This is a genomic window from Streptomyces sp. NBC_00224 (assembly GCF_041435195.1).
Taxonomy (GTDB): domain Bacteria; phylum Actinomycetota; class Actinomycetes; order Streptomycetales; family Streptomycetaceae; genus Streptomyces.
This window is the reverse complement of record NZ_CP108106.1, coordinates 4,613,592-4,626,822: the sequence shown is the minus strand read 5'-3', so window position 1 is coordinate 4,626,822 and position 13,231 is coordinate 4,613,592. Positions and strand designations below refer to the sequence as shown.

13 protein-coding genes are annotated in these 13,231 nt (G+C 73.0%); all 13 read left to right on the top strand.

Annotation, left to right across the window (positions count from 1 at the left end; translation table 11 throughout):
- Positions 1–64 precede the first annotated feature (64 nt).
- The 13 genes from OG965_RS20540 (at position 65) to OG965_RS20480 (ending at position 13,148) form a co-directional block, all read left to right on the top strand.
- Positions 65–349, top strand: a complete 285-nt coding sequence (locus OG965_RS20540) for a hypothetical protein (protein WP_371653549.1) — start codon at positions 65–67, stop codon at positions 347–349.
- A 404-nt stretch (positions 350–753) separates the two neighbouring features.
- Positions 754–1,278, top strand: coding sequence for a DUF2617 family protein (locus tag OG965_RS20535; protein WP_371653548.1), 525 nt, complete (start codon positions 754–756; stop codon positions 1,276–1,278).
- Positions 1,279–1,400: 122 nt separating this feature from the next.
- On the top strand, positions 1,401–2,981 hold the full coding sequence (locus tag OG965_RS20530) for a polyamine aminopropyltransferase (RefSeq protein ID WP_371653547.1): 1,581 nt from the start codon (positions 1,401–1,403) through the stop codon (positions 2,979–2,981).
- 63 nt (positions 2,982–3,044) lie between these two features.
- Positions 3,045–3,881, top strand: coding sequence for an SRPBCC domain-containing protein (locus OG965_RS20525; protein ID WP_371653546.1), 837 nt, complete (start codon positions 3,045–3,047; stop codon positions 3,879–3,881).
- A 69-nt stretch (positions 3,882–3,950) separates the two neighbouring features.
- Positions 3,951–4,757 (top strand): aldose 1-epimerase, encoded by an 807-nt coding sequence (locus OG965_RS20520; RefSeq protein ID WP_371653545.1) that lies wholly within the window; start codon positions 3,951–3,953, stop codon positions 4,755–4,757.
- Between the two features lie 10 nt (positions 4,758–4,767).
- Positions 4,768–5,307, top strand: a complete 540-nt coding sequence (pyrE, locus tag OG965_RS20515; protein WP_371653544.1) for an orotate phosphoribosyltransferase — start codon at positions 4,768–4,770, stop codon at positions 5,305–5,307.
- A gap of 292 nt (positions 5,308–5,599) precedes the next feature.
- Positions 5,600–6,622: a class II fructose-bisphosphate aldolase gene (fbaA, locus tag OG965_RS20510; RefSeq protein ID WP_371653543.1), complete on the top strand. Its 1,023-nt coding sequence runs from the start codon at positions 5,600–5,602 to the stop codon at positions 6,620–6,622.
- Between the two features lie 83 nt (positions 6,623–6,705).
- Complete coding sequence (locus tag OG965_RS20505) at positions 6,706–8,163, top strand: MFS transporter (protein ID WP_371653542.1); 1,458 nt, start codon at positions 6,706–6,708, stop codon at positions 8,161–8,163.
- 198 nt (positions 8,164–8,361) lie between these two features.
- Entirely contained in the window at positions 8,362–8,775 is a 414-nt protein-coding gene (locus OG965_RS20500; protein WP_371653541.1) for a DUF3151 domain-containing protein, read from the top strand.
- 167 nt (positions 8,776–8,942) lie between these two features.
- Positions 8,943–9,854 (top strand): DUF3152 domain-containing protein, encoded by a 912-nt coding sequence (locus OG965_RS20495; RefSeq protein ID WP_371653540.1) that lies wholly within the window; start codon positions 8,943–8,945, stop codon positions 9,852–9,854.
- Positions 9,855–9,975: 121 nt separating this feature from the next.
- Positions 9,976–10,836: a tryptophan 2,3-dioxygenase family protein gene (locus tag OG965_RS20490; RefSeq protein ID WP_371653539.1), complete on the top strand. Its 861-nt coding sequence runs from the start codon at positions 9,976–9,978 to the stop codon at positions 10,834–10,836.
- A complete protein-coding gene (gene kynU / locus OG965_RS20485) occupies positions 10,829–12,019 on the top strand; it encodes a kynureninase (RefSeq protein ID WP_371653538.1) in 1,191 nt (396 codons plus the stop codon). Before OG965_RS20490 ends, kynU begins: the two co-directional genes overlap by 8 nt.
- A gap of 256 nt (positions 12,020–12,275) precedes the next feature.
- Positions 12,276–13,148, top strand: coding sequence for an alpha/beta hydrolase (locus OG965_RS20480; RefSeq protein WP_371653537.1), 873 nt, complete (start codon positions 12,276–12,278; stop codon positions 13,146–13,148).
- Positions 13,149–13,231: the final 83 nt, after the last annotated feature.

The window sequence follows — 13,231 nt, the reverse complement described above, 5'->3', positions numbered from 1 at the left end:
CGCTTCCGGTGGCCGGGGGCATCCCCCAGTCACGCAGAGAGAAGAACGAAGGACGGTGGGGGAGATGGGATATGTCGTCGCGGGGGCCGTACTGGTACTGATCTGGTACGTCGTCGGCAGGTTGACCAGGGGAAGCAGCGCCAAGTGGCGGCGCGGATGGTATTCGTCCGGATCGGGCCGCTCGGCCGGATCGGGCGGCTCGTCCGCCGGGTCCTGGTGGGCCGGTGACGGCGGCGGCGGCCACGGCCACCACGGCGGCCACTCGTGCGGCGGTGGCCACTCCTCCTGCGGGGGCGGTTCGTCCTGCGGCGGCGGCGGCGGGGGCGGCGGCTGCGGCGGCTCCAGCTGACGGTTCACACAAGCTCCGGCCGACCGGTTCGAAGGACCCTCCGGCCGACCGGTTCGCGGGAGTACGGCTGACCGTTCGCGGCGGTCGCGGCTGACACGGGGCAGCCGATTCCGTCCGCACGCCCCTTCCGCGCGCCCGGCGGGCAGACACCCGCCGGGCGCCTTCATGCGCACCCTCCGGTTGAACAGTTGAACCGTGTTGCATCCCAGGGGATGGAAACCACGCCAAGTTGGGTAAAAACGCTGTGAGCGCCGCGCACTTCATGATTCCCTCGCTGTTGAGGAACGCAGTCCACGGACCCCCACCGGGCGGACCTGAGCAGGCGGTCCCCCCTTCCCTCGCACCGGTTCCGGGGTGACCCCGGTCGTCCACCCTCCCCATGTGTGTTTTTGCGGAGCCCACCCATGCTCACGACTCTCAAGACCGTCTACACCGACACGCGTGCCAGCGACCTCGCCTGGGCTCTGGGCCGGGAGCCGCTGCCCGCGTTGGCCGCCCTCGACCTCGAACTCTCCGGCGCCAAACTCCAGTTGAGGCTCCTCGGCGCCTCGCACCAGGTGCTCCTCGAAGAGGAGCGGGGCTCCTGTTCGGAGACCGTCGCCTGTATGCCCGGCAGCAGCACACCGCTGCCCCTCGGGGTGGCGAAACGTCTCGGGGAGTGGGAATACGAGTTCGCCGCGCGGGTGGAGACGCTGTCCGGGGGCTCGTTCGCGGGGCGCGCCCAGGAGCTCCTCGCGCTGGTCGCGGACCACCCCAACGGCCTTGCGGGGACGTTTCCCGGCTCGCCGCACGCGTTCACCGCGATGCTCGCGCAGCGCTGCGAGGGCCAGGTGCGCTGGCGGACCTGGCACGCGTACCCGCAGGAAGGGCAGTTGGTGGTGACCCGTACGAGGGTCGGTGTCCGAATGGCGGCACCCGTCGGGCTCTGAGAATGCGTGCAGGCAGGAGGGGGTGCACCGCCACTGGGAGGGCCGTAATTCCCTCCGCGGTGCGCTAGTTGCACTCTTGTGGGTGACAAGATGTCAGCGAGTCGTGACGTAGCGTTCCCATCATGATCGAACCGTCTGTGTCCGTCCTGCCCTGTGGCATCCCGCCGCCGGCACACCGGCGCAGCACCGCGCGGTTCATCGTGCTCGGCACCGTGTTCATCTGCGCGGCCTGCGGACTCGTGTACGAACTCGAACTGGTCGCCCTCGCCTCGTACTTGATCGGCGACTCGGTCACCCAGGCCTCCGTCGTGCTGTCCGTGATGGTCTTCGCCATGGGCATCGGCTCCCTGCTCGCCAAACGGCTGCGGCTGCACGCCGCCGTCGGCTTCGGCCTCATCGAGGCGGCCCTCGCCCTGGTCGGCGGCTGCTCGGCGATGGTGCTGTACGCGACGTTCGCCTGGTTCGGCGGCGCGAGGTACGCGCTGGTGGCGTTCTCGCTCGGGATCGGCGTGCTCATCGGCGCGGAGATCCCGCTCCTGATGACCCTGATCCAGCGGGTCTCCCGGCAGGACCCGGGCGGCACGGTCGCGGACCTGTTCGCCGCCGACTACGTGGGAGCGCTCGTCGGCGGCCTCGCCTTCCCCTTCCTCCTGCTGCCGCTGCTCGGCCAGTTGACGGGGGCGCTGGTGACCGGCGCGGTCAACGCGGTGGCGGGCGGCGCACTGGTGCTGTGGCTGTTCCGGCGCGATCTGACGCCACGCGCGCGCTGGTGGCTGTTCGCGGCGAACGTGCTGGTCCTCGCGGTCCTGGCGACGACCACCGCACTGGTCGGCGCCTTCGAGCAGGCGGCGCGGCGCGCGGTGTACGGGGGGCAGGTGCGGGTCGCGGTGCAGACCGGGGTGCAGGAGATCGTCCTCACCGGCAGCCGCACCGGGCACGGCCCCGGCGGCCCGCTCGACCTCTTCCTCGACGGCCGGCTGCGCGTCAGCGGCCGGGACGAGCACCGCTACCACTCGGCGCTGGTGGGCCCCGCGATGGACTCGGGCCCGTACGGGCGGGTGCTGATCCTGGGCGGCGGGGACGGCCTCGCCGCGCGCGAGGTGCTGCGCCACCCGGGCGTGCGCTCGGTGACACTGGTCGAACTCGACGCGGGCGTCGTCGACTTGGCGCGCCACGACCCGGCCCTGTCGGCGCTGAACGGCCATGCGTACGACGACCGGCGGGTGCGGCCGGTGGTCGCGGACGCGTTCGGCTGGCTGCGGGGGCCGGGGCGCTCGGCCGGGCCGTTCGACGTGGTGGTCTCCGATCTGCCGGACCCGGGCATCACCCCGAGCACCAAGCTCTACTCGGAGGAGTTCTTCGGCCTCGCCGCGCGGGTGCTGGCGCCGGGCGGGCGGATCGTGGTGCACGCGGGCCCGGTCGCGACGCGGGCGCACACGTACTGGACGGTGGAGTCGACGGTACGGGCGGCGGGCCTGTGGACCGTGCCGTACCGCGCGACGGGCCGCCTCACGGGTTTCACGGCGGGCCCCGACCGCGCCTCGGACGCCACGAAGCCCCCGCACGACTGGGGCTTCGTCCTGGCCTCGCCGTCCGGGCCCCCGGGGGCCCCGCTCGCCCCCGAGCTGGAGCCCCTGGCGGACGAGCGGCCCCGCGACGAACTGCCCCCGTCGACGCTGGTGCACCCGCGCTATACGGGATGAGGGGTCAGGGCTTCGCCGCGTTTGCGCAGACGGGACGGCCGCCCCTGAGTAGGCTCGTTTCCCATGGAGCATGAGGTGTTCGTTCCGGTTGAGGTCCAGTCACTCCGCCAGACGCTGCGGGACCCGGCGAGGGTCGCCCGCTGCGTCCCCGGCCTGCAGCAGGACGCGGGCGAGCCGCCGGTGGCCGGGCGGCTGAAGCTCCGCGTCGAGGGACACACGATCACCTACCGGGGCACGCTGCGGATCACCGAGCTCGACGAGGACACGTTCGGCGTGGAGGCGCAGGGCACGGAGGTGCGCGGCACGGGCGCGGCGAAGTTCTCCCTCACCCTCCGCCTGGCCCCCGAGCGCAAGGGCACCCGCCTGTCCTTCACCGCCACGGCGACGGCGGACGGCCGCTTGTCCACGGCGACCCCGGAAGGGGCCAGGGCCTCGGCCTCCCGCCTGCTCGACCGCTTCGGCGCGGCGCTCGCCACGGACACCAGGGGCGCGGGCAAGGGAGCCGCGGACGCGCCCGAGGCGGACGCCACGGCGCCCGAGGCGGGGCCGACCGGGCCCACCACTTCCGGGTCCGGGTCGGGCACGCCCGAGGAAGGCGCCGGCCACTCCGTCTTCGACGCCGTCGTTCCGCCGCCCGCGCTCGATCCGCTCGCGGAGGAGGAGTTCGACCTTTCCGGGGACGCGGACTACGTACCCGCAGAGGCCGCCCACGCGCGGCGGACCATGATCGGGCGCAGCGCCGAGGAGGTCGACCACGCGCCGCCGCGCGGGCGGTACGCGCCCGTGCCCGCCCCCGCGGGCGTCGGCGCGGGGGCCACCCTGCGCTGGGTCGCCCCGGCCGCGGCGCTCGCGCTCGCCTCCGCCGTGGTGGTCGGCCGCGTGCTGCGCCGCCGCCGCTGACCGCACCACTCCGGCCAACACGGTGGCGCGCGCGCCGGCGTGTGCGGTGACGCAAGTAGTGTCGGGGGCGTGAGTAGCGAGAAGAGTGTCCGGCTGGCGGCCGGCGACGTCGAGTTGACGGTCCGTCCGGACATCGGATGCCGGATCGAAAGCCTCCGTATCGGCGGTACGGAGGTGCTGCGCCAGGGCGAGCACTACGGCTCGTTCCCGATGGTCCCCTGGTGCGGCCGCATCGAGCACGGCGAGTTCCGCAACGGCGGCACCAAGCACCAGCTGCCGCTGAACTCCCCGCCGCACGCCATCCACGGCACCGGCCGCGACACCGCCTGGAAGCGGGTGCGCACCGGCGGAGGCGAGTCCGGCCACGCCGAGGCCCACTTCACGTACGACCTGGCCGACCCCTGGCCGTACACCGGCCGCGTCACCCAGATCTTCGAGCTGTCCGAGAGCGCGCTGACGCTCACCATGGGCGTCGAGACGTACGGCGACTCCTTCCCCGCGCAGGTCGGCTGGCACCCCTGGTTCCGGCGCAGCCTCGGCGGCGAGGACGTACGGCTCGGGTTCGCCCCCGCCTGGCAGGAGGAGCGCGGCGACGACCACCTGCCCACCGGCCGCCGCATCGATCCCCTGCCCGGCCCCTGGGACGACTGCTTCGGCATGCCCGACGGCGTCGACGTCACCCTCACCTGGCCGGAGCAGCTGGAGCTGAAGGTGGCTAGCCGCAGCGAGTGGGTGGTCGTCTACGACGAGCAGGAGGAGGCGGTGTGCGTGGAGCCCCAGTCCGGCCCGCCCAACGGCCTCAACACGCTGCCGAGGCTGGTGACGCCGGTGGACCCGTTGGAGCTGGCGACGACCTGGAGCTGGCGTCGCCTCTAAGCTGGCGGACATGACTGACGTACGCGCTGACCTGCTCCAGCAGATCAAGGACAAGGCCGTGGTGCACGGCAAGGTGACCCTCTCGTCGGGTCGGGAAGCCGACTACTACATCGACCTGCGCCGGATCACCCTGGACGGCGAGGCCGCGCCGCTGGTCGGCCAGGTCATGCTCGACCTCACCGCCGACCTGGACTTCGACTGCGTGGGCGGCCTGACCCTCGGCGCCGACCCGGTGGCGACGTCGATGCTGCACGCCTCCGCCGCGCGCGGGCAGCGCCTGGACGCCTTCGTCGTGCGCAAGGCGCAGAAGGCGCACGGCATGCAGCGCCGCATCGAGGGCACGGACGTCAAGGGCCGTCGCTGCCTGGTGGTCGAGGACACCTCCACCACCGGAGGCTCGCCGCTGACGGCCGTCGAGGCGGTGCGCGAGGCGGGCGGCGAGGTCGTCGCCGTGGCCACGATCGTCGACCGGGGCGCGGCCGACGCCATCGCCGAGGCGGGCCTCGCGTACCTCACGGGGTACCAGCTGGGAGACCTGGGCCTGGCGTAACGGGCGAAATACCCGGACCGTCACCGCGGCCGTAACCGGTCCGGGGGACCCGGCAAGATCGCCTGACGGGCACTCCGAAAGTGGTGCCCAAGGTCCCTGAGCCCTCGTATACCGGCTCTGACCTGTGCTTTCCCCGAGGGGGCGGCTGTTTCACGTGAAACAGCCGCCCCCTCGTCCGTCCGCAGGGTGGAGCCGGGCGCAGAGTCTGGAAAGATGGGCCGCGACGATGACGTCGCCCCCAGGTCAGGGCCAGCACATATCGCACACCCCGCACATCACAAGGAGCGGACAGATGCCCATCGCAACCCCCGAGGTCTACAACGAGATGCTCGACCGGGCGAAGGCAGGCAAGTTCGCCTACCCGGCCATCAATGTGACCTCGACCCAGACCCTGCACGCTGCCCTGCGCGGCTTCGCGGAGGCCGAGAGCGACGGCATCATCCAGATCTCCACCGGCGGTGCCGAGTTCCTGGGTGGCCAGTACAACAAGGACATGGTCACCGGCGCGGTCGCGCTGGCCGAGTTCGCCCACGTCGTCGCCGCCAAGTACGGCATCACCGTCGCGCTGCACACCGACCACTGTCCCAAGGACAAGCTGGACGGCTACGTACGTCCGCTCCTGGAGGTCTCGGCCGAGCGCGTCGCCAAGGGCCTGAACCCGCTCTTCCAGTCGCACATGTGGGACGGCTCCGCCGAGACCCTCGCGGACAACCTGGCCATCGGCCAGGAGCTGCTCGCCAAGGCCGCCGCCGCCAAGATCATCCTTGAGGTCGAGATCACCCCGACCGGCGGCGAGGAGGACGGCGTCAGCCACGAGATCAACGACGAGCTGTACACGACCGTCGACGACGCGCTGCGCACCGCCGAGGCCCTGGGCCTGGGCGAGAAGGGCCGCTACCTGCTGGCCGCCTCCTTCGGCAACGTCCACGGCGTCTACAAGCCGGGCAACGTCGTGCTGCGTCCGGAGCTCCTCAAGGATCTCCAGGAGGGCGTCGCCGCGAAGTACGGCAACGCCTCCCCGTTCGACTTCGTCTTCCACGGCGGCTCCGGCTCCACCGAGCAGGAGATCGCGACCGCGCTGGAGAACGGCGTCGTGAAGATGAACCTGGACACCGACACCCAGTACGCCTTCACGCGTCCGGTCGCGGACCACATGTTCCGCAACTACGACGGCGTCCTGAAGGTCGACGGCGAGGTCGGCAAGAAGTCGACGTACGACCCGCGCACCTGGGGCAAGCTCGGCGAGGCGTCGATGGCCAAGCGCGTCACCGAGGCGTGCGCGAACCTGCGCTCGACCGGCACGAAGCTGAAGTAGCCCTTCGCCTTCCTTCGCTCCACGGGCCCGGTACCCCCTGCCAGGGGGTGCCGGGCCCGGTGCGTTCGGCGAGAGTGGAACGCATGAGCGTACGGATGGGCACGGCGGCAGGCCGGTGGGTGCTGTTCACGACCGTGCTCGGGTCCGGGATGGCGATGCTCGACTCGACCGTCGTCAATGTGGCCCTGCCGCGCATCGGGGCCGACCTGGACGCCGACATGGCCGTCCTCCAGTGGACCGTCAATGCCTACATGCTCACGCTCGCCGGGCTGATCCTGCTCGGCGGGGCGCTGGGCGACCGCTACGGGCGCCGCAAGGTCTTCGTCTTCGGCGTCGTCTGGTTCGCCGTCGGTTCGCTGCTGTGCGGCATCGCGCCCGACGCGGGCGTCCTGATCGTCGCCCGCGCCCTCCAGGGCATCGGCGGCGCGCTCCTCACCCCCGGCTCGCTCGCCCTCATCCAGGCGAGTTTCCACCCCGACGACCGGGCCGCGGCCGTGGGCGTGTGGTCCGGGCTCGGCGGGGTCGGGGCGGCCGTCGGACCGTTCCTGGGCGGCTGGCTGGTGGACGGCCCCGGCTGGCGCTGGGTCTTCCTGCTGAACGTCCCGCTCGCCGCGCTGTGCGTCCCCGTGGCGCTGCGGCACGTACCGGAGTCCAAGGACGATCGCGTGCACACGGCCCGGTTCGATGCGACGGGGGCGATCCTCGGGGCACTGGCGCTCGCGCTGGTGACATACGCGCTGATCGAGGCGCCCGGGCAGGGGGCGTCGCCGCTGGTGCTCGGCGCGGCGGCGGCGGGGTTTCTGCTGGGCGTGGCCTTCGTACGCCTGGAACGCCGTCTGCCCGACCCCATGCTGCCGCCGGAGATCTTCGCGTCGCGCCAGTTCACTGCGGTGAACCTGGTGACGGTGTGCGTGTACGCGGCGTTCGGCGGCTTCTTCTTCCTGGCGGCGCTCCAGCTCCAGGTGGTCGCGGGGTACTCGGCCCTCGGCGCCGGGGCGGCCCTGCTCCCGACCACGGCCTTGATGCTCCTGCTCTCGGCCCGCTCGGGCGCGCTGGGCGAGCGCATCGGCCCGCGCGCGCCGCTGACGGTGGGGCCGCTGCTGTGCGCGGCCGGGATGCTGCTGATGCTGCGGGTGGGTGTGGGCGCGTCGTACGTACGTGACGTGCTCCCCGCGGTCGCCGTCCTCGGCCTGGGCATGGTCACCCTGGTCGCACCGCTCACCGCGACCGTCCTCGGGTCGGTGGACGCGGGGCGGGCGGGGCTGGCGAGCGGCATCAACAACGCGGCGGCGCGGGCGGCGGGGCTGATCGCGGTGGCCGCGCTGCCGCTGGTGGCGGGCATGTCCCCCTCGGCGTACCGCTCGGCGGCGGAGTTCGGCTCGACGTTCCGGCGGGCGATGCCGGTGTGTGCGGGGGTGCTGGTGCTGGGGTCGGTGCTGGCGTTCTTGTCGGTCCGGCGTCCGCCGGTGGGGGTGTGCCATCCGGAGTGCCGGGTGTCGTGCGGGGTGACGCCGCCGCTGGAGCGGGACCGGGGGGTTTGACCCCGCCCCGCCCCTTCCCGAAAGCCCTCTGGCGGGCGGCCGGGTTCGTCTGCGGCCAGGTGGGTGGCTGGTCGCGCAGTTCCCCGCGCCCCTGAAGGGGCGCGGGGAACTGCGCGAGCAACCCAGCACGGTCCGCGGACGAACGCAGCGGGGTGGGGGGAAGCCCCGGGCGGCAGGCGGACGCGGCAGACTGGACCCATGTCCATTCACGAGAACCTGCTCGGTGGCCCCGCCCCGACGCACCTGCCCGACGACCCCGAACCGCGCGACCTGCTCGCGCAGGGCACCGCCCCCGCCGACGTCGCCGCCAAGTACCCCACGTCCTCCCTCGCCTGGGCCCAGCTCGCGGACGACGCGTTCGACGCGGGCCGCACGGTCGAGTCGTACGCGTACGCCCGCACCGGCTACCACCGCGGCCTCGACTCGCTGCGCCGCGCCGGCTGGAAGGGCCACGGCCCGGTGCCGTGGGAGCACGAGCCCAACCGCGGCTTCCTGCGCGCCCTGCACGCGCTCGCCCGCGCCGCCCAAGCCATCGGCGAGCAGGCCGAGTTCGAGCGCTGCTCGACGTTCCTGCGGGACTCCTCGCCGCTCGCGGCCGACACGCTGGGCTGACCTGCGCGGAGTCGTACCGTCCGGACAACTCCCGTACGGACGGTACGATCGCACGCACCATCGAATACAGGACAACCGCAGAACCGAACGGATCGCATCCGGCGCTGGCGCACGAGGCCCCACACCTCTCCCCCCAACTCCAGCCGTGACAAGGGGAGAAGTCTGTCTTGGGCAAGCGAGCAGCCCGCAACGGAGACCGTAGTGGCCGTGGCCGCACCCGACCCCGTAGCCGTGGCAGACGCTCGGCCCGACGCCAGCCGCGCGCCCTCCTCCTCGTAGGCGGCCTTCTCGGCCTCGCCCTCATCTGCGGCGCCGCGTTCTCCGAGTGGCGCGGCAGGGACGCCGGCGGCCCCGGGCCGGGGTACGCCGCCGAGACCCCCCTCGGCTCCCGCGCCCCCCTCCCGGCCGACTCGCCGCCGAAGCCCCCGAAGGACGACAAGGGCAAGAAGGACAAGGGCGAGGGCAAGGACGAGGGCGACGCTTCGGGGAAGGAGAAGGGCGACGACGTCCCCGCCTCCGGCCCCGGCACCTTCACCCCCGCCCGCTCCTCCGGCGCCCCCGTCGGCACCGGTGGCCCGCTGCGCCGCTACAAGGTGCTCGTCGAGGACGGCGTCGACGTCTCCCCGCGCCAGGCCGCCACCGAGGTCCAGGCGATACTCGCCCACCCCCGCAGCTGGGCCGCGCACGGGCGTGGCCGGTTCCAGCTGGTCTCCGGCGGTGACAACGCCGACGTGACGATAAAGATCGCCACCCCGGCCACCACGGACCGGCTCTGCGCGGTCAACGGTGACACCCACGGCGAGCTGAACTGCGAGGTCGAGGGCGGTGTCGTGGTCAACCTCAAGCGGTGGGTGCGGGGCTCGCCGCAGTACGACGGGCCGCCCGCCGAGTACCGGCACCTGATCATCAACCACGAGATCGGCCACATGATCGGCTTCCGCCGGCACATGGCCTGCCCGGGAGAGGGCAAGGCGGCGCCGGTGATGATGCAGCAGATCAAGGGCCTGAAGGGCTGCAAGTCCAACGCGTGGCCGTACACCGAGGGCGGCGCGCTCGTGGAGGGCCCGTCCGTGCCGTAGGCCTCCTTCCGGGCCCTGACGAGGGTGGGCCGGGCGTGCTTATGATGCGGGTGGGGACCGGGGCTCCGATGCCGATGAAGGAAGGGGCGGACCGCTACCCGGACACGTCGAGGAGACAGCGATGTCATCAAAGATGTCCGAACCGGTCGAAAGAGAAGCCGCCGCGCAGGCCGAGGCCGCCCCCAATCTGGACTTCGCGGGCACGACGCCGTACGAGGACTACGTCCAGGCGGACGTCCTCACCCACCTCCAGCACCTGCGCTCGGACGACCCCGGCGAGATGGTCTTCCTGGTCACCACCCAGGTCATGGAGCTGTGGTTCACGGTGATCGTCCACGAGTGGGAGACCGCCACGCGCGCGTTGCGCGAGGACCGGGTGCCCGTGGCCGTCGACGCGCTCAAGCGCTCCGTACGCGAGCTGGAGGCGCTCAACGCGTCCTGGACGCCGCTCGCGCAGCTGACCCCGGCGCAGTTCAACTCCTACCGCGCGGCCCTCGGCGAGGGGTCCGGCTTCCAGTCCGCGATGTACCGCCGGATGGAGTTCCTGCTCGGCGACAAGTCGGCGTCCATGCTGGTGCCGCACCGGGGCTCGCCGCGCGTGCACGCCGAGCTGGAGAAGGCGCTCCAGGAGCCGAGCCTGTACGACGAGGTGCTCGCGCTGCTCGCGCGCCGCGGGTACGCCGTCCCGGCCGCGGTCCTCGACCGCGACCTCTCCCAGCGGTACGAGCCCTCGCCCCAGGTCGAGGCGGTCTGGGCGGATCTTTACGCCGGGGACCAGAACGGGGAACTCGTACGCCTGGGCGAGGCGTTGACCGATGTGGGCGAGCTGGTGTGGCGCTGGCGCAACGACCATCTGGTGGCGACGAGGAGAGCGATGGGCGCGAAGACCGGCACGGGCGGTTCGGCGGGCGTGGCCTGGCTGGAGAAGCGCGCCGCGAAGAACGTGTTCCCCGAGCTGTGGACGGCGCGCAGCCATGTCTGAGGCACTGGCCGGCAAGGCCGCGGCGCTGGACGCCGCAGACGAACTCGCCAAGCACCGCGAGCTGTTCGCGCTCGACGACGACACCGTCTACCTCGACGGCAACTCGCTGGGCGCGCTGCCGCGCCACGTCGCGGCGCGCATGCAGGAGGTCATCGCCCACGAGTGGGGCGAGCTGCGCATCCGATCCTGGGACGAGAGCGGCTGGTGGACGGCGCCCGAGCGGATCGGCGACCGTATAGCGCCGCTCGTCGGCGCCGCGCCCGGCCGGATCGTGGTGGGCGACTCCACGAGTGTGAACGTCTTCAAGGCCCTGGTCGCGGCGGTGCGCCTGGCGCCCTCCGACCGGGACGAGATCCTGGTCGACGAGTCGACGTTCCCGACGGACGGGTACGTGGCGGGGTCCGCGGCGCGGATGACGGGCCGCCGGCTGCGCCCGGTCGCCCCCGGCGAGATGGCCGCGGCCGTCGGCCCGCGCACGGCGGCGATCCTGGTCAACCACGTCGACTACCGCACGGGCCGGCTGCACGACCTGCCCGGCATCACCGCGGCCGCGCACGCGGCGGGGGCGCTGACGGTCTGGGACCTGTGCCACAGCGCGGGCGCGCTGCCGGTGGGCCTCGACGCGCACGGGGTGGACTTCGCGGTGGGCTGCACCTACAAGTACCTGAACGGCGGCCCGGGTTCGCCCGCGTACCTGTACGTACGAGGCGACCACCAACAGTCCTTCGACTCCCCCCTCCCCGGCTGGAACTCGCACGAGGACCCCTTCGGGATGCGTACGGAGTACGTGCCGGGGGCCGGTGCGGTGCGGGGCCGGGTGGGCACGCCGGACATCCTGTCCATGCTGGCCCTGGAGTCCGCCCTCGACGTCTGGACGGGCGTCTCCATCGACTCCGTCCGGGCCAAGTCGCTGGCGCTGACGGACTTCTTCCTGGAGTGCGTGTCGGCGTACGTGCCGTCGGGGCTCGTCGAGTCGGTGACGCCGGCCGCGCACGGTTCGCGGGGGAGTCAGGTCGCGCTGCGGTGCGAGGACGCGGGGGCGGTGATGCGGGCGCTCATCGCGGCGGGGGTCGTCGGCGACTACCGGCGCCCGGATGTCCTCCGCTTCGGCTTCACGCCGCTGTACGTGAGCTTCGGGGATGCGGAGAGGGCGGCGCGGGCGCTGTCGACGGCGCTGGGTTAGCCCCCAGACCCTGTTGCGGGGCTGCGCCCCGGTCCCCGTGTTTGTCTGCGGGCCCGGTGGGGGCTGGTCGCGCAGTTCCCCGCGCCCCTTAGGTAACTCCAGCCCCTTCAGGGGCGCGGGGCTGTGACATGTGCGGCTCCGCCGCGTGGGCGCGACCAGCCACGGACAACCCGCAGGCGAAACGGGGTCCGGGGGCACCGCCCCGCCCCCCGGCATCGCTGGTAGCGTCCGCCAGCGACCCCATGAGAGGTGACCCATGCACGACCCCGCCGCCAGGGACGCCGCCGAGGCCGCCTCGGCGTTCTCGCATCTGCCCGTTGCCCCCGACAGCACCGCCTCGTACGGCCCCCACCCCGACCAGGTCGTCGACTTCTACGCGCCCAGGGGCGACGGCGACGGCGCCCCCCTCGTCGTCGCCCTCCACGGCGGCGCCTGGCGCGAGCGGTACGACCGGGCGCATCTCACCCCGTTCGTGGACTTCCTCGCCCGCCGCGGGTTCGCCGTCGCCAACGTCGAGTACCGGCGGGGCGGCCTGCTGCCGCGGCAGGGCGGTGGCGGCGGCCCCGTCGCCGGACGCTGGCCGGACACGTTCGACGACGTGGCCGCCGCCCTCGACGCCCTCCCCGCCCTCGCCCGCACGCACCTGCCCGCCGCCGACCTCCGCCGTACCGTCCTCACCGGGCACTCCGCCGGCGGCCACCTCGCGCTGTGGGCCGCGGCCCGTCACGTACTGCCGCCGGACTCCCCCTGGTACACCCCCGCTGCCGCCACCCTCCGCGGCGTCGTCGCCCTCGCCCCCATCGCCGATTTCACCACGGCGGTGGCGCTGGACGTCTGCGACGGGGCCGTCACACAACTCCTCGGAGGGGAAGGCAAGTTGAGCGCCCGTACTCCCTACTCCGACCCCGCCGCCCTCCTCCCCACCGGCGTCGCCACCACCCTCGTCCAGGGCCGGGACGACATCGTCGTGCCGCAGGCGGTGGCCGAGGCGTACGTCGACGCCGCCGCCATGGCCGGGGAGACCGTCGGGTTCACCCTCCTCGACGGCGTCGGCCACTTCCCCCTCATCGACCCCGCCGCCGACGCCTGCGCGGTCGTCGCGGAGGAGATCGCCCAACTGGCGTACTGAACGGCCGAACGTAGGAGCCGTAGTACCTGAGGCGGACCCCGTCGGATCCGTAGCGCAGGGGACGCCCCGGCTACCCGCCCCCG